At 72.1% G+C, this 21,899-nt stretch carries 20 protein-coding genes; 12 read left to right on the top strand and 8 right to left on the bottom strand.

Annotation, left to right across the window (positions count from 1 at the left end; genetic code table 11):
* Positions 1–3: 3 nt before the first annotated feature.
* Positions 4–903: a DMT family transporter gene (locus tag RGE_RS21910; protein ID WP_014430668.1), complete on the top strand. Its 900-nt coding sequence runs from the start codon at positions 4–6 to the stop codon at positions 901–903.
* Here RGE_RS21910 and RGE_RS21915 read toward each other — a convergent pair.
* The gene (locus RGE_RS21915; protein WP_052311033.1) at positions 890–2,317 is read right to left on the bottom strand and encodes an ArnT family glycosyltransferase; all 1,428 of its coding nucleotides are present in this window, start codon (positions 2,315–2,317) and stop codon (positions 890–892) included. The genes RGE_RS21910 and RGE_RS21915 overlap by 14 nt on opposite strands.
* A 169-nt stretch (positions 2,318–2,486) precedes the next feature.
* Between RGE_RS21915 and RGE_RS21920 the strand changes: the two genes are divergently transcribed.
* Positions 2,487–3,479 carry a glycosyltransferase family 2 protein gene (locus tag RGE_RS21920; RefSeq protein ID WP_014430670.1) on the top strand — a complete coding sequence of 331 codons (993 nt, stop codon included), beginning with the start codon at positions 2,487–2,489 and terminating at the stop codon, positions 3,477–3,479.
* A complete protein-coding gene (locus RGE_RS21925; protein ID WP_014430671.1) occupies positions 3,476–4,429 on the top strand; it encodes a lysylphosphatidylglycerol synthase transmembrane domain-containing protein in 954 nt (317 codons plus the stop codon). The genes RGE_RS21920 and RGE_RS21925 overlap by 4 nt, the downstream gene beginning before the upstream one ends.
* A 13-nt stretch (positions 4,430–4,442) precedes the next feature.
* Here the strand turns inward: RGE_RS21925 and RGE_RS21930 are convergent, their stop codons facing one another.
* Positions 4,443–5,282 carry a ferritin family protein gene (locus RGE_RS21930; protein WP_014430672.1) on the bottom strand — a complete coding sequence of 280 codons (840 nt, stop codon included), beginning with the start codon at positions 5,280–5,282 and terminating at the stop codon, positions 4,443–4,445.
* A gap of 68 nt (positions 5,283–5,350) precedes the next feature.
* Positions 5,351–6,289 carry a MerR family transcriptional regulator gene (locus tag RGE_RS21935; protein ID WP_014430673.1) on the bottom strand — a complete coding sequence of 313 codons (939 nt, stop codon included), beginning with the start codon at positions 6,287–6,289 and terminating at the stop codon, positions 5,351–5,353.
* A 481-nt stretch (positions 6,290–6,770) separates the two neighbouring features.
* Between RGE_RS21935 and RGE_RS21940 the strand changes: the two genes are divergently transcribed.
* Genes RGE_RS21940 through RGE_RS21975 form a run of 8 tightly spaced genes read left to right on the top strand, consistent with a single transcriptional unit; the run spans position 6,771 to position 13,664 of the window.
* The gene (locus RGE_RS21940) at positions 6,771–8,063 is read left to right on the top strand and encodes an NAD(P)/FAD-dependent oxidoreductase (RefSeq protein WP_014430674.1); all 1,293 of its coding nucleotides are present in this window, start codon (positions 6,771–6,773) and stop codon (positions 8,061–8,063) included.
* Entirely contained in the window at positions 8,063–8,833 is a 771-nt protein-coding gene (locus RGE_RS21945; protein ID WP_014430675.1) for a DUF1365 domain-containing protein, read from the top strand. The genes RGE_RS21940 and RGE_RS21945 overlap by 1 nt, the downstream gene beginning before the upstream one ends.
* A 13-nt stretch (positions 8,834–8,846) precedes the next feature.
* Complete coding sequence (locus RGE_RS21950; RefSeq protein ID WP_014430676.1) at positions 8,847–10,070, top strand: SAM-dependent methyltransferase; 1,224 nt, start codon at positions 8,847–8,849, stop codon at positions 10,068–10,070.
* Entirely contained in the window at positions 10,071–10,613 is a 543-nt protein-coding gene (locus RGE_RS21955) for a chalcone isomerase family protein (RefSeq protein WP_014430677.1), read from the top strand. It begins immediately after the preceding gene.
* Between the two features lie 5 nt (positions 10,614–10,618).
* Complete coding sequence (locus RGE_RS21960; RefSeq protein ID WP_014430678.1) at positions 10,619–11,908, top strand: MFS transporter; 1,290 nt, start codon at positions 10,619–10,621, stop codon at positions 11,906–11,908.
* A complete protein-coding gene (locus RGE_RS21965) occupies positions 11,905–12,432 on the top strand; it encodes a DUF3833 domain-containing protein (protein ID WP_014430679.1) in 528 nt (175 codons plus the stop codon). The genes RGE_RS21960 and RGE_RS21965 overlap by 4 nt, the downstream gene beginning before the upstream one ends.
* 3 nt (positions 12,433–12,435) lie before the next feature.
* Complete coding sequence (locus tag RGE_RS21970) at positions 12,436–13,221, top strand: SDR family NAD(P)-dependent oxidoreductase (RefSeq protein ID WP_014430680.1); 786 nt, start codon at positions 12,436–12,438, stop codon at positions 13,219–13,221.
* Positions 13,218–13,664, top strand: coding sequence for a nuclear transport factor 2 family protein (locus RGE_RS21975; RefSeq protein WP_014430681.1), 447 nt, complete (start codon positions 13,218–13,220; stop codon positions 13,662–13,664). The genes RGE_RS21970 and RGE_RS21975 overlap by 4 nt, the downstream gene beginning before the upstream one ends.
* A 16-nt stretch (positions 13,665–13,680) precedes the next feature.
* On the opposite strand, the gene RGE_RS21980 is transcribed toward RGE_RS21975, so the two are convergent.
* From RGE_RS21980 to RGE_RS22000, 5 genes are all read right to left on the bottom strand, one after another.
* Positions 13,681–14,151: a hypothetical protein gene (locus RGE_RS21980; RefSeq protein ID WP_198408834.1), complete on the bottom strand. Its 471-nt coding sequence runs from the start codon at positions 14,149–14,151 to the stop codon at positions 13,681–13,683.
* Positions 14,152–14,287: 136 nt separating this feature from the next.
* Positions 14,288–15,265 carry a magnesium/cobalt transporter CorA gene (corA, locus tag RGE_RS21985; protein ID WP_014430683.1) on the bottom strand — a complete coding sequence of 326 codons (978 nt, stop codon included), beginning with the start codon at positions 15,263–15,265 and terminating at the stop codon, positions 14,288–14,290.
* Between the two features lie 166 nt (positions 15,266–15,431).
* Positions 15,432–18,065: a PAS domain S-box protein gene (locus RGE_RS21990; RefSeq protein WP_014430684.1), complete on the bottom strand. Its 2,634-nt coding sequence runs from the start codon at positions 18,063–18,065 to the stop codon at positions 15,432–15,434.
* The gene (locus RGE_RS21995; protein ID WP_014430685.1) at positions 18,065–18,436 is read right to left on the bottom strand and encodes a response regulator transcription factor; all 372 of its coding nucleotides are present in this window, start codon (positions 18,434–18,436) and stop codon (positions 18,065–18,067) included. The genes RGE_RS21990 and RGE_RS21995 overlap by 1 nt, the downstream gene beginning before the upstream one ends.
* Before the next feature lie 31 nt (positions 18,437–18,467).
* Positions 18,468–19,577, bottom strand: a complete 1,110-nt coding sequence (locus RGE_RS22000; protein ID WP_014430686.1) for a sensor histidine kinase — start codon at positions 19,575–19,577, stop codon at positions 18,468–18,470.
* Between the two features lie 159 nt (positions 19,578–19,736).
* On the opposite strand from RGE_RS22000, the gene RGE_RS22005 reads away from it, so the two are divergent.
* A complete protein-coding gene (locus RGE_RS22005; RefSeq protein ID WP_014430687.1) occupies positions 19,737–21,893 on the top strand; it encodes a prolyl oligopeptidase family serine peptidase in 2,157 nt (718 codons plus the stop codon).
* Positions 21,894–21,899 lie beyond the last annotated feature (6 nt).

Here is a 21,899-nt window from a genome sequence, read left to right on the forward strand (position 1 = left end):
CCGATGTCCCCGACCGACCGCCGCGCGCGGCTGGACGGCCGCGCCGTCGTGCTCGTCGTCGTCTGCTGCGCGCTCTGGGGCCTGAACCAGGTGGCGACCAAGCTCGCGCTGGCCGAGATCCCGCCGCTGATGCAGGCCGCGATGCGCTCGGCCGGCGCCGCGCTGCTGGTCGCGGCCTGGGCACGCTGGCGCGGCATCCGCTTGTTCGAACACGACGGCACGGCGTGCGCCGGGCTGGCGATGGGGCTGCTGTTCGCGCTGGAATTCGGCTGCATCTTCATCGGCCTGCAGCACACCGCGGCCTCGCGCATGGTGGTCTTCATCTACCTCGCGCCCTTCGTCGTCGCGCTGGGCATGCCTTTCGTCGCGCACGACGAACGCCTGCGCCCGGCGCAGCTGGCCGGGCTGGCGGCGGCTTTCGCCGGCGTCGTCTGGGCCTTCGCCGAGGGGCTGCACGCGCCGACCGCCGGTAGCCGCAAGTGGCTGGGCGACGCGCTCGGCGTCGCCGCGGCGGTGATCTGGGGCCTGACGACGCTGACGCTGCGCGGCAGCCGGCTGGCCAGCGCGGCGCCCGAGAAGACGCTGCTGTGGCAGCTCGCGGTGTCGGCGCTCGCGCTGGCTGCGGCGTCCTGGGCCGGCGGCGAGACGCTGGTGGCGGTGCCGGGGCCGGGCGCGCTGTGGCCGCTGGCCTTCCAGATCGTCGTCGTCACCTTCGCCAGCTACCTCGTGTGGTTCTGGCTGCTGCGCCACTACCCGGCGACGCGGCTGTCGGCGTTCACGCTGCTGACGCCGGTGTTCGGGCTGCTGGCCGGCGTGCTGATCCTCGGCGAACCGGCGACGGCGCGCCTGCTGGTCGCGCTGGCGGCGGTCTGCGCCGGCATCGCGCTGGTCAATCGCGCCTGATCACCAGCGCCGCGTAACGCCGCGCCTGGCGCGCGTCGCGCGTGTACAGCGGCAGCAGCGTCCATTCGTGCGGCCGGGCATCGGGCTGCGCGGCCAGCGTGCGGGCCTCGTCGGCCGCGTCCTCGCCGGCGGCGACGTAGACCGTCACGCCACGCGCCGCCGCCGCTTCGGCGGGCAGCAGCAGCCGCGCCTGCGGGAACTGCGGGCGCAAGCCGGCGGCCAGGCGCGGCGGCGAGACGACCAGCGTGTCGACCCGGGGCGCGACGGCGCGCAGTTCGCCGGCCAGCGCGCCGACCGGTTCGTTCAGTTCGTCGGGATCGGCCTTCCAGCCGGCCAGCGGCGCGCGCAGCGTGATGCCCACCAGCAGCAGCGCGGCCAGCACGACGGTGGCGAGCTCGAAGCGGCGCACCGCGGCGGCCGGCGGTGCCGCCGGCAGCAGCAGCCAGCCGGCCAGCGGCACGAGGAACAGCATCGGCTGCATCCAGCGCCCCTTGAAGTGCGTCACGCCACCGGCCAGCGCCATCGCCACCAGCATCAGCGCCAGCAGCCCGAAGTAGACGAGCACCGCGCGGCGCACCTGCGGCGGCTGCGCCGGCGCGGCCCCGGCGCGGGCGGCGCGCCAGGCCGGACGCACGACCATCAGCCCGAAGACCAGCCCCCAGAGCGCGACCATGCTGACGACCGCGTTCACCGCGCTCCAGACGCCGGCCAGGCGCGCCACGAAGCCGCCGTCGCCGTGGTCCAGCGCCATCTTCTGTGCCGTGCCGCGGGTGACTTCGGCGGCGTGCTGCAGCGCCCAGGCCGCGTGCGGCAGCACGACGAGCAGCGCCACGGCGACGGCCGCCAGCGTCCAGCGCGAGAACACGCGATCGCGCAGCGTCGGTGACACGAGCGCGGTGCCGACCAGCAGCGCATGCAGGATCAGCAGGTTGTACTTGGCCAGCAGACCGAACCCGACCGCGGCGCCGAAGGCGAGGTAGAGCGCCGGCCGCGGCCGCAGCATCAGTCGCACGAACACCCCCAGCGCCAGCGCCGCGCAGGCGGTGGCCAGCACGGTGTGCGTCAGGTCGCGCTGCGACTCCCAGCCGATCTGCGGCAGCCACAGCATCGCCGCGGCAACCAGGCCGGCTGCCGAGCCGACCAGCGGCCAGGCGGCCCAGGCCAGCGCCGCATAGGTGCCCAGCAGCAGCAGGTTCTTCAGCAGCGCCAGGCCGGCGATCGAGGGCCCGGTGATCTGGAACACCGCCCATTGCAGCCAGGTGTAGAGCGGCGGCTGGGCGCCGTAGCCCCAGGCGAGGTGGCGCGTCCACAACAGCTGCTCGGCCTCGTCCAGTTCCGGCGCCGGCGACACGAGCACCCGCGACAGGGCCTGCAGCGCGAAATAGGCGAATGCGATCCAGATCCAGCGCCGCACACCCGAATCGGGTGGTAGGCCAACGTGGGCAGAAGAAGACATCGATCCAGCGGATGGACTACGGGTTAACTCGGGTCTAATGCGCAGCGTATTCCATCGGGACGAAACTTTGCCTGCACGAAACGTCCCGCGCTGTCTGATGCTGCAACCCGTCGATTCTTCCTCCTCCATGGCCGCCGGCACGGTGCCGGCGGTGACGGCGCCCGAGGTTTCGGTCGTCATCCCGATCTACAACGAAGCCGAGAACCTGCGCGACCTCGTCGCCCGCGTGCACGAGGCGCTGGCCCCGCGGCCGGGCGGCTTCGAGCTGATCTGCGTGGACGACGGTTCGCGCGACGGCAGCGACAAGCTGCTGGTCGAGCTCGCCGCCGAACGTCCCTGGCTGAAGCCGGTGATCCTGGCACGCAACTACGGCCAGTCGACGGCACTGCAGGCGGGCTTCGAACGGGCGCTGGGGCGCTACGTCGCGACGCTCGACGGCGACCTGCAGAACGACCCGCTGGACCTGCCGGCGCTGCTCGACCGCCTCGAAACCGACGATTCGATCGACATGATCTCGGGCTGGCGCGAGCACCGCCAGGACCGCGCGATCTCGCGCCGCCTGCCTTCGCGCATGGCCAACCGGCTGATCTCCTGGGCGACCAAGGTCGAGCTGCACGACTACGGCTGCGCGCTGAAGGTCTACCGCCGCGAGATCATCGAGCGCATCCACCTCTACGGCGAGCTGCACCGTTTCATCCCGTCGCTGGCCAAGGAGGCCGGCGCGCGCATCGCCGAGGTGCCGGTGCGCCACCACGCACGCACGCGCGGCGTTTCCAAGTACGGCATCGACCGCACCTTCCGCGTCATCCTGGACCTGCTGCTGATCGTCTTCGTGCTGCGCTATCGGCAGCGGCCGCTGCACGTCTTCGGCGGGCTGGGGCTGTCGCTGGCGACGCCGGGCGTGCTGATCCTGGCCTACCTGATGGCGCTGAAGATCCTGGGCGAGGAGATCGGCCACCGGCCGCTGCTGATGGCCGGCACGATGCTCGTGCTCGTGGGCCTGCAGTTCATCGTCGCCGGGCTGATCAGCGAGATGCTGGTGCGCATCTATCACGAAGGCGGGGCGAGGCCGCAGTACCACGTGCGCAGCGCGCGCATGCCGGCCGACGGCAGCCGGTGACCGGCGGCTTCGCCAAACGCGGCTGGCGGCTGGTCGCCGCGCCGCTGCTGCTGGCGGCGGTGTTCTGGCTCGCCGGGCCGGCCGACGTCTGGGGCACGCTGCGCCGGGCCGACGCCGGCTGGCTGGCCGTCGGGCTGGCCAGCGCCTTCGCCGCGAACCTGGTGTCGGCGCTGCGCTGGCGCGCGCTGTGCGCCTGGATGCAGATGGTGGTGACGCGGCGCTGGGCCGTCGTCACCTACTTCCGCGGCGTGGCGGTCAACGTCGCGCTGCCGGGCGCGGTGGTCGGCGGCGACGTGCTGCGCGCCACGGCGCTGCAGCGCCAGGGCCATCCCGGCGTGCCGGCGGCGATGTCGGTGCTCGGCGACCGCGTCAGCGGGCTGTGGATGCTGATCGCGCTCGGGCTCGCGGCGCTGGTCTGGGGGCTGGGCTCTCCCGAGTGGCAGGCCTTCGTCACCCGCTGGCCGGCGCTGGCGCCGTGGGGCTCGCGGCCGCTGCTGCTGGGCTTGCTGGCGGCCTTCGTCGCGCTGCCCTGGCTCGTGCTGCGGCTGGCCGCGCGCGGGCTGGCGGTGGGCACGCGGCTGGCCGGTGCGCTGGCGCCGCTGCTGCAGCACCCAAAGGCGGCGCAGCAGTACGCGGCGCAGGTGCTGCTGTCGCTGGCGGTGCAGGCCTTGTCGGTGCTGGCGCTGGGCTGCGGTGCCGCCGCTGTCGGCGCGCCGGTGGCGCCCTGGGCGCTGGCTGCCGCCGCGGTGCCGATCTTCCTGATGGCGACGCTGCCGGTCAGCTTCGGCGGCTGGGGCACGCGCGAGGCGGCGGCGGCCGTCTGCCTGGTCCCGCTGGGCGTGGCGCCGGCGCAGGCGGTGACGCTGTCGGTGATCTACGGCCTGTACCCGATCGTGCAGGCGGCCGTGGCGCTGGCCTCGGCCGAGGGCGGCCTGAAGCCGCCGCGCTGAGCCCCGGCGCCGCTCAGGCCGGCTGGGCGCCGCGCCCGAGTTCCTTGCGGTAGCGGTTGAGGTCCTGGACGCTGGCGAAGCTGCGCCCGAACAGCAGGCTGAGGTTGTGCAGGATGCGTTCGACGACGCGGCCTTCCCACTCGGCGTCGAAGCGGATCTGGCGGTCCAGCCAGGCTTCGAGCCAGGCCGGGTCGGGCAGCCGGCTCTGCACCGTGTCGTTGGGGAACAGCTTGGCGTTGACGTGCAGGTTGGTCGGGTGCAGCGCCTGCGCGGTGCGGCGCGCGCTGGCCATCAGCACGCCGACCTTGGCGAAGGCGCTGCGCGCCTCGTCGCCGCAGCGCACGAGCGCCCGCTTCATGTAGCGCAGGTAGGCGCCGCCGTGGCGCGCTTCGTCGCGCGCCAGCGTCTCGTAGATCGCCTGGATCACCGGCTCGGTGTGCCACTCGGCGGCGCGGCGGTACCAGTGGTTGAGCCGGATCTCGCCGCAGAAGTGCAGCATCAGCGTCTCCAGCGCCGGCGCCGGGTCGAACTCGAAACGCACCGCGTGCAGTTCGTCCTCGGTCGGCGCGAGGTCGGGGCGGAAACGCCGCAGGTACTCCATCAGCACCAGCGAGTGTTTCTGCTCCTCGAAGAACCAGACGCTCATGAACGCCGAGAAGTCGCTGTCCTCGCGGTTGTCGCGCAGGAACATCTCGGTGGCCGGCAGCGCCGCCCACTCGGTGATGGCGTTCATCTTGATGGTCTGCGCCTGCTCGTCGCTGAGGCGTGCGGCATCGAAGCGCTCCCACGGAATGTCCGTGTCGAGGTTCCAGCGCACGGCTTCGAGCTGCTTGAAGAGTTCGGGATACAGCATGGCGGGCTCGTGAAGTCGTGACGCCCGAGTCTAGGCAGCCGCGTGCAACCGCGTGCGCGTCGGGTTGTTCAGCGCGGCGTCTCGCGCCAGCGGCGCAGCTCGGGCGCGATCTGGTCCAGCGCATCGATCGGCAGCACGCCCTCCAGGCGACGCCGGAACAGCACCGGCGCGCTGCCGCCGACCCAGATGCCGACCTCGGCCGGCAGCTTCTCGCGCAGCTCGGCCAGACCGTCGACGACCTGGTTGGGACTCATGCAGCCGGAGAAGCTGAGGGCGACGATGTCGGCGCGATAGGCGCCCGCGGCCAGCACGATGTCCCACAGCGGCGTCTGCGTGCCCAGGGCGATGCAGCGGCAGCCGTCCATCGCCATCAGCGTCTCGCACATCAGCAGGCCCAGGCCGTGCGGCTCGCCGGGGAAGGTGCTCAGCAGCACCGACGGCGTGCCGCCGTCCAGCGGCTCGGGCACCGAGGCGATCGCCTGGCGCAGCAGGCTCTGCACGGTCTCGGTGTACAGGTGCTCCTCGTAGACCTCGACCTGGCCGCGCAGCCAGGCGTCGCCGACGGCGGTGTTCAGCGGCGCGACGACGTCGACGACGAAACGCGAGATGCCGTGGCGCACCAGCATCCGGCCGAGCTCGCGCCGCAGGCCGGCGGGGTCGTGGCGGCGCAGGAGGTCGAGGGCGCGCTCCAGGTCGGCGGAGGCCACCGTGTTGTCGGCGCGGCGCTGCGGCTGGTCGACGGTGGACGCGGTCAGTTCGTTGAGCTCGGCGGCCGGCATCGGGACGATGCGGCCGGGGCGGTGGCCGGCATCGAGCAGGCGCTTGATGAGGCGGAGCTTCTCGACCTGTTCCAGGGGGTAGGCGCGTTCGCCCTGCGGATCGCGCGAGGGGGACGGGAAGCCGTAGCGACGCTCCCAGACACGCAAAGTGTCCTTGCTGAGGCCGGTGTCGCGTTCGACGGCGGCGATCGACAGCGTCAGCGCTTCAACGTTGGTGCGCTCGTTCATCCGCAGCGCCTTGGTGTTGTCCTGGACAAAGCCATGATGGATTTCGAAAGTTGACCTAATATAGGCCTAAGTCGCACGTTTGAACAGGACAAGACATCGTCAAAGCCGCGACCTGCACTGCAAGAACTTAAATGTGACTGTATAGTCACTAAGCATACCGAGAGGTTCACATGACGCCGATGCCGCAGCAGATCCCACGTTCCGCCACCTGTCCGCCGTCAAGGTCTGCGGAACTTTGCGCGCCGACGCCGGTCACAGCGGGCAAGAAGGTCGCCAACGCGGCCGCAGTTCTCCTGTCGTGCGGACTCACGGGTCTCCTGTCTGCCAAGCCTGAGCGTTTCTCCTCCTCCTCCCTCCCTCCCTCGTTCGCTCAGCGCCGCCGCACGGCAGTCTTTCTCTCCCGGCGTACCGCCTCGTGCGGTACGCCGGCCCTCCGGGGTCGGGTCCACCTGAACGCGCACGGCGCGGCGGGGAGTCGCTGATGCGCCGCGTCGCTGTCGTCGGCTCCGGGATCGCCGGCCTGGCCGCTGCCTACGAACTGTCCTCCGATGCCCGCGTCACGCTGTTCGAGGCGGGCGACTATTTCGGCGGCCACACGAACACGATCGACCTGACGGTCGACGGCGTCACGCACGGCGTGGACACCGGCTTCCTGGTCTTCAACCACCGCACCTACCCGAACCTGCTGCGCCTGTTCGCCGAACTCGGCGTCGAAACCGCACCGTCGGACATGTCGTTCTCGGTGCAGGCGCGCGAGCACGGCCTGGAATGGAGCGGCTCGGACCTGAACTCCGTCTTCGCCCAGCGCCGCAACCTGCTGCGCCCGCGCTTCCTGAAGATGCTGGCCGAGATCGTGCGCTTCAACCGCCTGGCCACCGCGATCGCCGAGGCCAGCGCCGAGGACGCGCTGGCCGAGCCGATCGGCGAGTTCCTCGACCGCCACGGCTTCGGCAACGACTTCCGCGACTGGTACTTCCTGCCGATGATCGGCTGCATCTGGTCCTGCCCGACCGAACAGATGCTGCGCTTCCCGGTCGCGACGATGATCCGGTTCTGCCACAACCACGGCCTGATCCAGGTGAACGACCGGCCGCAGTGGCACACCGTGCGCGGCGGCGCCCGCAACTACGTCGAGAAGATGCTGCCGCGCATCGCCGACGCGCGCGTGTCCAGCCCGGTGTTCCAGGTGCGCCGCGATGCCGACGGCGTGGCCGTCACCTCGACGGCGGGCACCGAGCGTTTCGACGAACTGGTGCTGGCCTGCCACAGCGACCAGGCGCTGGCGCTGCTGGCCGACGCCAGCGAGGACGAACGCGCCGTGCTCGGCGCGATCCGCTACCAGCCCAACCGCGCCGTGGTGCACGCCGACGCCTCGGTGCTGCCCCAGCGCAAGCTGGCCTGGGCCTCGTGGAACTACGTGCGTTCGCCCGACCGCGGCCGCGAGCAGGCCGCCGTCTGCCTGCACTACCTGCTCAACCGGCTGCAGCCGCTGCCCTGGACAAAGCCGGTCATCGTCTCGCTGAACCCCGAGATCGAGCCGGCGCCGGAGACCGTCTTCCGCGAGATCGAGTACGCACACCCGGTGTTCGACCTCGGCGCGATCGAGGCCCAGCGCCGCGTGCCGGCGCTGCAGGGCCGCAGCCGCACCTGGTTCTGCGGCGCCTGGACCCGCTACGGCTTCCACGAAGACGGCCTGGCCTCGGCGCTGGACGTCGTGCGCGCGGTGCGCGCCCACTGGCAGGCCGGCCGCCCGGCGCTGCACGAGGCCGCGTGATGGACGCCACCACGGGCACCACGCCGCAGGCCCTGCTGGGCACCGGCGTCGTGCGCCACCGGCGCCTGAAGCCGGCCGGGCACGCCTTCGAGTACACGACCTACTTCATGCTGCTGCCGATGCGACGGCTGCGCGCCGCGCCCGAGGCCGCGGTGCGGCGCAACCGCTTCGGCCTCGTGGCCTTCCACGACGCCGACCACGGCGACGGCCGCGCCGACTCGCTGGCCTGGCTGGAGGAACTGCTGGCCGCCGAAGGCATCGCCGACGCCGACGGCGAGATCTGGCTGCACACCTACCCGCGCGTGCTGGGCTACGTCTTCAAGCCGGTGAGCTTCTGGTACTGCGAGCGGCGCGACGGCTCGCTGGCGGCGATCGTCGCCGAGGTCAACAACACCTTCGGCGAGCGCCACTGCTACTTGCTCGCCGGCGAGGACCTGCGCTGGGGCCGCGAGCTCGTCGCGCGCAAGGTCTTCCACGTCTCGCCGTTCTGCCGCGTCGAAGGCCGCTACCGTTTCCGCTTCCTGCGCACCGCCGAGCGCACGGTGGCGCGCGTGGACCACGACGACGACGAGGGCCCGCTGCTGCTGACCAGCGTCAGCGGCCGCCTGGCCCCGCTGACCGCGGCCGCCGCACGCGCGGCCTTCTTCGGCATGCCGATGATGTCCCTGGGCGTCATCGTGCGCATCCACTGGCAGGCGCTGCAGCTATGGCTCAAGCGCGTGCCGTTCATCAGCAAGCCCGAACCGCCCCGGGCGTTCACGACCCGCTGACCCAGGAACCGCCATGACGACGACGACCGCCAACGCCTTCGCCCTGCCCGAGTCCGCTCCCGCGGCCGCCCGCACCGTCTTCCGCCTGCTGCGGCGGCTGGCCGTCGGCACGCTGGACGTGCAGCTGCCCGACGGCAGCCTGGCCCATTTCGGCACCGGCCGCGAAGGCGAGCCGCGCGCTTCGATGCGCATGCTCGACTGGAGCGTCTGCTCGGCGACGCTCAAGAGCGGCGACATCGGCTTCGCCGAGGCCTACCTCGACGGCCTCTGGACCTCGCCCGACGTCGTCGCGCTGCTGCAGCTGTTCATCGCCAACCGCGAGGCCGTCGAGGACGCGATCTACGGCCGTTGGTGGGGCTCGCTGCTGCACCGCTTCAAGCACCTGCTCAACCGCAACTCGCGCCGCGGCAGCCGCAAGAACATCCACGCCCACTACGACCTGGGCAACACGTTCTACCGGCTCTGGCTGGACGAGACGATGAACTACTCGAGCGCCTGGTTCGACGGCGACACGAGCAAGCCCATGCCCGAGGCCCAGCGCGCCAAGGTGCGGCGCGCGCTGCGCGAGTGCGGCGTGCGCGCCGGCGACCGCGTGCTCGAGATCGGCTGCGGCTGGGGCGCGGTGGCCGAGGCCGCGACCAACGAGTTCGGTGCCCGCGTCACCGGCGTCACGCTGTCGACCGAGCAGCTGGCCTACGCCCGCGAGCGCCTGGCGCGCCTGGGCCTGGGCACCCAGGCCGACCTGCGGCTGCAGGACTACCGCGACATCCAGGACGGCCCGTTCGACGCCGTCGTCTCGATCGAGATGTTCGAGGCCGTCGGCCGCGAGTACTGGGGCAGCTACTTCCGCACCGTGCGCGACCGGCTCAAGCCCGGCGGCCGCGCCTGCATCCAGTCGATCACGATCCGCGACGACCTGTTCGCGCGCTACCTGCGCTCGACCGACTTCATCCAGCAGTACGTCTTCCCCGGCGGCCTGCTGCCCAGCGCCTCGGCCTTCCGCGCCGAGGCGCGCAAGGCCGGGCTGGAGGTCGTCGGCGAACTCGCTTTCGGAGCCGACTACGCCGAGACGCTGCGCCGCTGGCGCGTGGCCTTCCTCGCCCAGGAGAACACGGTGCGCGCCCAGGGCTTCGACACGCGCTTCGTGCGCATCTGGGAGTTCTACCTCGCGTACTGCGAGGCGGCCTTCGCCACCGGCAACACCGACGTCGTGCAGTTCACGCTGCGCCGGACCTGAATGGACGCCACGCGTCGCGCCCTGCTGGCCGCCGCGTTCGCCCCCGGCGTGGTGCTCGCGTCCCGGCCGCTGACGCCGCCGCCCGAGCTGGCCGCCTATGCGCCGCTCGCGCTGCGCGGCGAAGGCCGGCTGCGCGTGCTCGGCTTCGCGATCTACGACGCCCGGCTGTGGACCGGCGAGGGCTTCGCGCCCGAGCGCTGGGCCGACGCGCCGCTGGCGCTGGAGATCCGTTACGCGCGCGGCTTCGCCGGCCGCGACATCGCCGAGCGCTCGATCGCCGAGATGCGCCGCCAGGGTGAACTGCCCGAGGCCCAGGCCCGGGCCTGGCAGCAGGCGATGGCCACGATGTTCCCCGACGTGAAGCCCGGCGACCGCCTGGTCGGCGTGCGCGGAGCCGACGGCGGCACGCGTTTCTACGCCAACGGCCGGCGCATGGGCGAGCTCGACGACACCGAGTTCGGCCGCCGCTTCTTCGGCATCTGGCTGGCGCCGCAGACCTCGGAGCCGACGCTGCGCTCGCGCCTGCTCGGCCAGATCGGATGAACGCCATGGGCCTGGAGACACGCGCGGGCGCCGGCGCGGCGCCGCGCTGGCGTGGCGGCTTCGCCGACGGCCTGCGCTACGGCGCGCTCGGCCTGCCGCTGGCCTTCGTCGCGCTGCCGCTGTACGTGCTGCTGCCGGCGCACTACGCCGCCGAATACGGCGTGCCGCTGGCGACGCTGGGCGCGCTGCTGCTCGCGGTGCGCGCGTTCGACGCCGTCGTCGACCCGGCGATCGGCCGCCTCGTCGACCGCCTGTTCGCCGGCTCGCCGGCGCGGCTGCTGGCCGTCGCCGCGGCGGCGGCGCTGCTGCTGGCCGCCGCCTTCCACGGCCTGTTCTTCCCGCCGGTGGCCGGCGGCACGGCGCTGCTGGCCTGGTGCGCGGCGCTGCTCGTCGCCGCCTACCTGGCCTACAGCCTGCTCGCCGTGCTGCACCAGGCCTGGGGCGCGCGCCTGGGTGGCGACGCCGCGGTGCGTGCACGCATCGTCTCCTGGCGCGAAGGGCTGGCGCTGGCCGGCGTGCTGGTCGCCAGCGTGCTGCCCTCGCTGGCCGGGCTGCAGGCCACCAGCGCGGTCTTCGCCGTCGCGCTGGCGCTCGCGCTGCTGCTGCTGGCCGGTGCACCGCGCGCCGAGCCGGCGCCGGCCGCCCAGCGCTTCGATTGGCGCGCACCGCTGGCGACGCCGGCCTTCCGCCGCCTGCTCGCCGTCTTCCTCGTCAACGGCATCGCCAGCGCGGTGCCGGCGACGCTGGTGCTGTTCTTCGTGCGCGACCGGCTGCAGGCCCAGTCCTGGGAGCCGGTGTTCCTGGCCGCCTACTTCGCCGCCGGCGCGCTGGCGATGCCGCTGTGGGTGAGGCTGGTGCCGCGCCTCGGCCTGGCCGGCGCCTGGCTGGCCGGCATGGCGCTGGCCGTCGCCGCCTTCGTCTGGGCGGCGACGCTGGGGCCGGGCGACACGACGGCTTTCGCCGCGGTCTGCGTGGCCAGCGGCGTCGCGCTGGGCGCCGACCTGGCGCTGCCCGGCGCGCTGCTGGCCGGCATCGTGCGCGGCGCCGGCCACGGCGGCCGCGAAGGCGCGTACTTCGGCTGGTGGAACCTGGCCACCAAGCTGAACCTGGCGCTGGCCGCCGGGCTGGCGCTGCCGCTGCTGGGCCTGGCGGGTTACGCGCCGGGCGCCCGTGAACCCCAGGCGCTGGCGGCGCTGGCCGCCGCCTACTGCCTGCTGCCCTGTGTGCTGAAAACCGCCGCCGCCGCGCTGCTGTGGCGCTGGCGGCACCGACTCGACGAGGAGAACCCACGATGAACCGACGCCTGCTGCTAGGGCTGGCCGCCGCCGCGGCGCTGGCCGGCTGCGCCGGCCCGACCCCCGCCGACTACGCCGCCGAGAGCCCCAAGCTCGACCTGAAGACCTTCTTCAACGGCGAGATGACGGCGCACGGGATGTTCGCCGACCGCTCGGGCAAGGTGGTGCGCCGCTTCACGGTGCAGATGACCGGCACCTGGAACGGCGACGACGGCGTGCTCGACGAACGTTTCACCTACAGCGACGGCAAGACCGAGCGCCGCGTCTGGAAGCTCAAGTCGCTGGGCGGCGGGCGCTACGAGGGCCGCGCCGACGACGTCGTCGGCGTCGCCCTGGGCACGGCCGCCGGCAACGCGCTGAACTGGCGCTACACGCTGAAGCTGCCGGTCGACGGCAGCGTCTACGAGGTCCAGTTCGACGACTGGATGTTCCAGATGGACGACAAGGTGATGCTGAACAAGGCCGAGATGAGCAAGTTCGGCGTTCGCCTCGGCGAAGTCACGCTCGCCTTCCAGAAGCACTGAACAATGGCCCTGAACCCCCCGCTGGCCGACTGGAAGGGCCGCAGCGCCTGGCTCGTCGGCGCCTCCACCGGCATCGGCCGCGCGACCGCCTCGCGGCTGCATGCGCTGGGTGCCCGCGTCACCGTCTCGGCGCGCGACGCCGAAGCGCTGGCACGTTTCGTCGCCGCGCATCCGGGCAGCGTCGCGCTGCCGCTGAACGTGACCGACCGCGCCGCGGTGCAGGCCGCGGCCAAGCAGGTGTTCACACAAAGCGGCACGCCCGACCTCGCGCTGTACTGCGCCGGCACCTACACGCCGATGCGCGCCACGGCCTTCGACCTCGACGTCGCGCTGCAGCACGTGCAGGTCAACTACGCCGGCGCGCTGCACTGGCTGGACGCGCTGCTGCCGGCAATGCGCGCGCGCGCCGCCGCCGGCCAGGGCGCGCACCTGAGCCTGGTCGGCAGCGTCGCCGGCTACCGTGGCCTGCCGCAGTCGCTGGCCTACGGGCCGACGAAGGCGGCGCTGATCAACCTCGCCGAGACGCTGTACCTGGACCTGCACCCGGCCGGCGTCGGCGTGTCGATCGTCAACCCGGGGTTCGTCGACACGCCGCTGACGGCGCAGAACGGTTTCCGCATGCCGGCGCTGCTGACGCCCGAAGAAGCCGCCGAAGCCATGCTGCGCGGCTGGGCGCGCGGCGACTTCGAGATCCACTTCCCGCGCCGCTTCACGCTGTGGCTGAAGGCGCTGCGCCACATCGGCTACGGCCCGTACTTCGCCGCGGTGCGGCGTTCCACCGGCCTGTGACGATGAAGACCGCACACCCCGACCCGCGCGTGCAGCGCCTGGTGCAGGCCTTCGAGACGCTGTCGCCGGCCGACCTGGCGCGGCTGGGCGAGGTCTACGCACCTGATGCCGTCTTCAAGGACCCGTTCAACGAGGTCCGCGGCGCTCCCGCGATCGCGGCGATCTTCGAGCACATGTTCCGCACGCTGGAAGCGCCGCGTTTCGTCGTGCACGAAGCGGTGGCCGCCGGCGAGCAGTGTTTCCTGACCTGGGACATGCACTACCGCATGAAGCGCTTCGTGCGCGGCGAGCAGACGATCCGCGGCGCGACCCACGTGCGCTTCGCCGCCGACGGCCGCGTCGCGCTGCACCGCGACTACTGGGACGCCGCCGAGGAGCTCTACGAGAAGCTGCCCGCCGTCGGCGCCGCGATGCGCTGGCTCAAGCGCCGCGCGTCGAGCTGACCGAAGCCGCCCGCGTCTAGCGTTGTCCTTCGGTCAGCGCATCCACCTGGAAGCGCCCGCTCTTGTCGACGAGCCAGATCTCGGTGAACCGCGCGAAGCCCAGCCGCGCCGGCGCCGGGTAGGGCGCGGCGCGTTTGATCATCGCGACGACCCAGGGCGCGACCTCGTCGGCCGCCGGCTTGCGCACGACGTGCACGTTGGCGACCTGGCCCATCGCGTCGATCTCGGTCTCGACGACCATCACCGAATACAGCAGCGGCGGCAGGCGGCCCTTGTAGATGCGCGCCGGATAGGCGGAATAGAGGTGGCGCGCGGCCTCCACGCGGTACTGCTTCTCGTGCTCGGCGGCCGACGCCGGCGGCGGCGTGCCCAGCTCGGGGGCGGGCACGGTGGCGAACTGGGCCTGGGCCGGGCCGGCAAACGCCAGCGCCGTCAGCACGGCGACCGCGGCGGCGCGTCGCAGGCGGGCGCTCGCGGTCAGGGGCAAGAGTCGATTCATGGGTCCTGCGTCCGAATCGTGTCGAGGCGACCGTGACGGGCAGTCGCGGCCAGAGCCTACACGATGCGCGGAGGCCGGCGCATCGTCGCCGGCTTGGCCCGGCGCCGCAATTGCTGGGCAGGAACTAACGCAACCAGCCTTTTCGGCGGAAGTAAAGAAAGGGCGCGGCCACCGAAGCGACCATCAGCGCGATCGCGAACGGGTAGCCGTAGGTCCAGTCGAGCTCGGGCATCGAGCGGAAGTTCATGCCGTAGATGCTCGCGATCAGCGTCGGCGGCAGCAGCCCGACCGAGGCGACCGAGAAGATCTTGATGATCTTGTTCTGGTTGATGTTGATGAAGCCGACGGTGGCGTCCATCAGGAAGTTGATCTTGTCGAACAGGAACGCGGTGTGCGAGTCCAGCGAGTCGATGTCGCGCAGGATCTGGCGCGCCTCCTCGAACTGCTCGGCGTTCAACATGCGGCTGCGCATCAGGAAGCTAAGCGCGCGCCGCGTGTCCATCATGTTGCGGCGGATGCGGCCGTTCAGGTCTTCCTCGCGCGCGATCGCTGCCAGCGCCTCGCCGGCGCTGCGGTCGTCGACGTCCTGCGTCAGCACGCGCGCGCTGACACGCTCCAGGTTGTCGTAGACGCCTTCCAGCGCATCGGCCGAGTACTCGGCGTCGGCGTCGTAGAGCTTGAGCAGCACGTCCTTGGCGTCCTCGATCAGCGCCGGGATGCGGCGTGCGCGCAGACGCAACAGGCGGAACACCGGCAGGTCCTCGGCGTGCACCGAGAACAGCACCTTCTCGTAGAGGATGAAGGCCACGCGCACGTTGCGCGAGCCCTGGCGTTCGGGGCCGGTGTCGCCGTCGATCAGGAAGTCCGAGCGGATGTGCAACTCGCCGTTGTCTTCCTCGTAGAAACGGGCCGATTCCTCCAGGTCCTCGTCGACGACGTCCTCGGGAATCGACAGGCCGAAACGCGAGCGGACCCAGTCCTTCTCTTCGGCGGTAGGCGCTTCGAGATCGACCCAGACCGGCTGCAGGCCGGCCAGCGCATCGGGGTTGTCGATCTCTTCCTGGAACAGCCGGCCGTTGGCCAGCGTGAAGACGTTGAGCATCGCGATCTCTCGGCGTCGCGCCGCCGCGGTCCTGATGCCGCTGCGGCCGGTCGATGGTCTGGAGGGGGTTGTAGACCGCCACGCTCCAGGCTTCGACGCCGGAGCGGACGGTCAACGACTAGGGGGTTGTTCCATGGGGTGGTCCCGGTGAACGGGGAAGCCGGGATTATTGCACCGCACCGGTGGCACCCGCGTGACGCGCGGGCCGCTGCGAGTCCCTCGCCAGAGGCAGCCAGAGGGTCACCGTCGTGCCGCGTCCGGGGGTGCTGGCGATGTCGACGCGGCCGCCCTGCAGCTCGACGATTTCCTTCACCAGGCTCATGCCCAGCCCGGTGCCCGGGATGCTGCCGGAAGGGTCGGCGCGGTAGAAACGCTCGAAGATGCGCGCCAGCTGTTCCGGCGACATGCCGATGCCGTGATCGGTGACCCGCACGCCGACCGCCGGCTCGCCGCGCAGCTCGCCGGACTGCGTCGTGACCAGGATCGAGCCGCCCTCGGGCGAATACTTCACCGCGTTGGACAGCACGTTGGTCAGCGCGCGGTTGGTCTTCTCGGGGTCGACGTCGAGCACGCAGTCCGGGTGCGCGACGTCGATCTGCAACTCGTGCGCGGCGCCTTCGATCAGCATCGGCCCGACGGCCTGGGTGACCAGGCTGTCCAGGCGGCAGGGTTCGCGCTTCAGGTCCTTGCCCTGGCGGGCCTCGATGCGCGCCAGGTCGAGCAGCTCGTTGACCATGTTGATCAGCAGCGAGGCCTGGCGGTGGATGGTCTCCAGCATGTCGCGCCGGCGCTCCTCGGACACCGGGCGGCGCAGCAGCAGCTCGGTGAAGCCGAAGACGCTGACCATCGGCGTGCGCAGCTCGTGCGCGGCGGTGGTCAGGAACTCGCTCTTCATGCGGTCGACCTCGGTCTCGCGCGTGATGTCGCGGAAGAACAGGATGGTCTCGTGGTGGCCCGGCCCGGCGCGGCGCGCCATGCGCGCGAGCACGCGGCGCTCGGGGCGCACCAGCTGCAGCAGGTCGGGGCCGTCGGTGCGGTCGCCGGCGGCCAGCGCCAGCGACACCGGCGCGTAAGGCGTGGCCGGGTCGCACTGCTTGAGGAAACGCCGGTCGAACTCGTCGACGCCGATGCCGGCTTCGGCGCTGGCCGCATCCCAGCCCGACATCGCGAGGAAGGCCGGGTTGCAGTAGACGAGCTGGCCGCCTTCGGCCTCGTCGCCGGCGTCGAAGACGACGAAGCCGTCGGGCGACAGGTCGAAGACCGCGTTCAGCCGCGCGCTGCGCTCGGCGATCGCCATGCGCGCGCGTTCGCGCTCGGTGACGTCGTTGAGCACGCCGACGTAGTGCTGCGGCGCGCCTTCGGCGTTGGGCACCGGCGAGACCGTCAGCTCGTTGAAGAACAGCGTGCCGTCCTTGCGGTAGTTGCGCAGCACGACCTGGGTCGACTGGCCCTGCTCGATGGCCTGCTTGAGCTCGGCGAGCTGCGGCTGCTCGCGGTCCTCGCCCTGCAGGAAGCCACAACCGCGCCCGATGCTCTCGTCGCTGGCGTAGCCGGTGATGCGGCCGAACGCCGGGTTGGCGTAGAAGATCGGGAAACCCGGCAACGACATGTCGCAGATGATGACGCCGTTGGTCGTGCACTCCAGCGCCCGGCTGTACAGGTTGAGCATCGAGAAGGTCATGCGCTGCTCGGTCATGTCGCGCACGACCGCGGCGTAGCGCAGGCCGTCGGTGGTCTCGGTGCGCGACAGCGACACCTCGGCCGGGAACGGCGTGCCGCCGCGGCGGCTGGCCTCGATCTCGAAGCGCGCGACGTAGGTGCCGCTGGAGCGCATGTACAGCCCCGCCAGCGTGCGCCGCTCGGCGTCCTCACAGCTCAGGCCGGGCAGCAGGTCGGACACCGGGCGGCCCAGCGCCTCCTCGGGCTGCAGGCCGAAGATGCTGCTGACGCCGGGGTTGACGACGCGCACGCGACCGGCGGCATCCAGGCCGAGGATGACGTCGGGCACGGCCTGCAGGATGGCCTCGTTGCGCGACTCGGCGCGGCCGATCGCTTCCATCTGGTCGCGCAGCCGGGTCGAGGTCTCGTTGAGCGCATCGGCCAGCTCGCGGAACTCGCGGCTGCCGCCGTGCGGCTGGATCTGCGCGCCGGCGTTGCGGCCCAGCTCGGCCGAGAACTGCACCAGGCGCTGCAACGGCGCCAGCGCGCGCTGGATGAACCAGTAGGTCGCGACGATGGTCATCAGGCTGACCAGCGCGATCGCCAGCACCGCCTCGTAGGACAGCGCACCGAGCCGGCTGCGCTCGGCATCCAGCGAATAGGTGAGGCCGAAGCTGCCGAGCCGCCCGCCGGGGCCGGCCGGCGCCCAGACCTGCACCGCGCCCTCGCCGACGAAACCGGTGCGCCCGGCCAGCGCCGGCACGCCGCGCGCAGGCGTCGCACTGGGCGTCTCGCGCCCGACCAGGCCTTCGGCCGACTGGCGCAGCGACAGCAGCTGCACGCCGCCGGCGTCGACGACTTCCAGCCGCTCGACGCCGGGCATGCCGGCGAAGCTGCGCAGCAGCGCATCCAGCTCGGCAGCGTCACCGGCTTCCAGCGCCGGCGTGGCGGCCGCCGCGGCACCGAGCGCGATGGACTGCGCCCAGCGCTGCGCGGTGTCGACGGCGACGTCGTCCAGGCGCGAGGCCGAGACGCGGAACAGCAAGGCCATCGCCAGCACCATGCTGACGACGAGCAGGGCCAGCAACTGGTGGCGCAGCCGCCGCGGCCACCCGGGCACGCGCCACGGCCGCGCCGCCATCAGGCGGTCTCCAGCAGGCGCTCGATGGTGTCGATCAGCTGCAGCGGGCTGAAGGGCTTGACGAGGTACTCGTCGGCGCCGGCGGCCTGGCCGGCCTCGCGGTCGCGCGCCTGGCCGCGCGCGGTGAGCAGCACGATCTTAATCGGGCGTGTCACCGGGTCGCTCTTCAGGCGCTGGCAGACCTGCAGGCCGTCGAGCTCGCCGGGCATCATGACGTCGAGCAGCACCAGATCCGGATGCACCGCCTGCGCCAGCCGCAGGCCGTAGGCGCCGTCGGCGGCTTCGTGGATCTCGTAGGCCTCGAACTCCAGCGTCATGCGGATCAGCTTGCGGATGTCGGCCTGGTCTTCGACGATGAGGACGCGCTTCATGGCGGCTCCTGGTGAAACGGGTGCGGGCGGATCAGCGCGGCGCCGAATCGGCGGAACGCTTGCGGGCGCGCGCCATCAGCGCGGCCAGATCACGGGCGTATTGCTGCGCCTGGACGATGTCCAGCTGCGAGTTGTCGTTGCGGAACGGCGCGCCGGTCGGCAGGTCGATGACGAAGTTGCGCATGCCGTCGTCGTCCTCCTCGCGCAGCTGGCCGCCGTGCAGCGAGACGATGTGCTGGCAGAGCTTGAAACCGATCTGGTCGCGGGCGTCGCGCTTGGCCGGCGCGCGCTGCCCGGCCACCTGGCTGCGCGGCAGGTCGACGGCGTCGGCGTATCGTGGCGCGAACATGCCGCAGTCGCGGAAGACGATGACCGCACGCGGGCCCATTTGGCGGTGTTCGATGTCGAGCACAGCACCGGCCGGCGAGCTGCGCAGCGCCGACTCCAGGCACTCGAGGAAGACGCGGCGCAGCCAGTGCTCGCTGCCGTACAGCGTCGCCAGGCTGGCGGCGTCGGTCTGGGCACGGAAGCGCACCTTGATCTGGCGCGACATCGCGACCGGTTCCACCTCGGCCCAGACGGTCTGCAGCAGCGACCAGAGTTCGATGCGGTCGTTGGCGAACAGCGCGCCGCTCCCCCAGAGCTGCGCCAGGTCGACGAGCTTGTCGAGCACGCGCACGAGCTCGTGCACGCCGTCGACGAGGGCGTCGACCTCGGGCCCGCCGCCGTGCTCGCGCGCCAGCGCGATCGCGTTGCGCGTCTCGGCCATCGGGTCGCGCAGGTCGGTGCGGATCACCTGCATCAGGTTGTCGAATGCCGAACCGGCGTCGTCCGACGCGTCAGGGGCGATCAGCACGAAGGCGTCCTCGCGCGAGAGCCCCGGGATCACCCGGCACTGCAGTTCGGGAGCGGGCAGTCCGGGAGCACTGGCCACGCCGACCGAGACGAGCTTCCTGGCGGTTTGCTGGGTCACCGCGGCGGACACGGCTGCGACCATGTCCGGATCGAAGAGCTTGTGGCCCGGCGCGAGGCCGGTGCGCAGACAGGCGTCGCTGTTGGCATAGCGCACCGTCGCGTCGCGATGGACCCACAGCAACCCCGATTTCAGGTTCTCGAGCAGCTCGGTCAGCGTGGAGTGCATGGTTGGCGTTCGTCCCTGAGTCGCATTTTGCATATTTATCATTTTTGCGTGCGGCAATCGATCACGCTTTGTCGGCCGGCGACGCGCAAAAGCGACGCCCGGCCAGCCCGCGGCGGCCGGGATATCCTGCGCACCCTCTTTCCTCGCCCGAGGCCTGTCGTGATCCGCCTGTCCTTCATCGCCGCGCCGCTGCTGCTGGCCGCCGCGGCCGTCGCCGCGCCGCGCGACGCCGGCGCCCCCGCGCCCACTTCCGACCGCTTCTATGGCGTGCAGGTCGACGACCCGTACCGCCAGCTCGAGAACGTGCGCGACCCCGCGGTCGCAGCCTGGATGAAGGCCCGTGCACGCGAGGCGCGGAAGACGCTGGACTCGATCCCCGGCCGGCCGGCGATGGCCCGCCGCGTCGCGCAGCTGATGGCCGACGCCGGCACGCGCTTCGGCGCGCTGCAGCGCCGCCCCGGCGAACGCCTGTTCTACGAGAAGCGCGGCGCGCGCGACGACCAGTTCCGGCTCTACGTGCGCGACGGCGCGCACGAGCGGCTGCTGGTCGACCCGCTGGCCGCTGCGCCGCGCGGCACGCCGCACGCGATCGACTACTTCGAGGCCTCGCCCGGCGGACGCTACGTCGCCTACGGCCTGTCGGCCGGCGGCTCCGAGGACGCCGAGCTCTACGTCGTCGAAGCCGCCAGCGGCCGGCGCGTGCTCGGCCCGGTGAGCCGCGCGCAGTACGGCAACGTCGCCTGGCTCGACGACGAGAGCGGCTTCTTCTTCACCCGGCTGCGCCCGAGCGCGGCCGACGCGCCGCCGGCAGCCAAGTACGCCGGTTCGCGCGCCGTCTTCGTGCGCCTGGGCAGCGACGTCGAGAAGGCGCCGGTGGCGCTGTCCTTCGAGACGCCCGGCGTCGTGATCGACGAAGCCCAGGACGCGCCTGCCGTGCAGCCGGTGCCTGGCACCGGCTGGGCGCTGGCGCTGGTCAGCCACGGCACCGACCACGAGATCGCCGCCTGGGTCGCGCCGCTGGCCGACGCCGTCGCCGGCACGGCGCGCTGGAAGCCGCTGTTCGACCGCGAAGCCGGGGTCACCGCGCTGCAGACCGTCGGCGAACGCCTGTTCCTGCTGAGCCACCGCGACGCCCCGCGCTACCGCCTGCTGGAGAGCACGGTCACCGCCGCCGGCCTGGACACGGCGCGCGTGCTGGTGCCCGAAGGCGAGGGCGTGCTGACCGGTCTGGCGCGCGGCGCCGACGCGCTGTACCTGCGCCGCCGCGACGGCAGCGCCTCGTCGCTGCTGCGCCTGGCGCTGACCGACGGCGGCCGGCTCGAGGAAGTGACGCTGCCGGTGCGCGGCGCCTTCGAGATCGAAGGCTACGACCCGCGGCTGCCCGGCGTGACGCTGGCGCTGCAGGGCTGGACCGAGCCCGAGCGGCTGTGGTCGGTGAAGCCCGGCGCCGACGGCAGGGTCGCCGTCACCGACACCCAGCTGCTGCGCCCCGGGCGTGTCCCGGGCGCCGGCCGCTACGTCGTGCGCGAGGTGCTGGTGCCCAGCCACGACGGCGCCAAGGTGCCGCTGGCCATCGTGCACCGCGCCGACCTGAAGCTCGATGGCCGCGCGCCGACGCTGCTCTGGGGCTACGCCAGCTACGGCATGACCGACGAACCCTGGTACTCGGCGACGCGGCTGGCCTGGCTGGAGAAGGGCGGCGTCTTCGCCGTCGCCAACCCGCGCGGCTCGGGCGCCTTCGGCGAGGACTGGTACCGCGCCGGCAAGCGCGAGACCAAGCCCAACAGCTGGAAGGACTTCATCGCCACCGGCGAGTACCTCGTCGCCCAGGGCTACACGACGCCGGCGCGGCTCAGCGCCTGGGGCGGCAGCGCCGGCGGCGTGCTCGTCGGCCGCGCGATCACCGAGCGCCCCGACCTGTTCGGCGCCGCGGTGATCTCGGTCGGCGCGCTGGACATGGTGCGCGCCGAACTCGAGCCCAACGGCCCGCCGAACATTCCCGAGTTCGGCAGCGTCGCCACCGAGGACGGATTCCGCGCGCTGCTGGCGATGAGCAGCTACCACCAGGTGCACGACGGCGTGCGCTACCCGGCGGTGCTGCTGACGCACGGCATCAACGACGCCCGGGTCGAGGTCTGGCAGAGCCTGAAGATGGCGGCGCGGCTGCGCCAGGCCACGGCCAGCGGCAAGCCGGTGCTGCTGCGTCTGGACTTCGACGGCGGCCACGGCATCGGCGCCACGCGCGCCCAGCAGGCGGCCGAGATCAGCGACGTCTACGCCTTCCTGCGCTGGCAGGCGACGGGCAGCGCGCGCTGAGCGGCG

Origin of the sequence: Rubrivivax gelatinosus IL144, assembly GCF_000284255.1 — a bacterium.
Classification (GTDB): Bacteria; Pseudomonadota; Gammaproteobacteria; order Burkholderiales; family Burkholderiaceae_C; genus Rubrivivax; species Rubrivivax gelatinosus_A.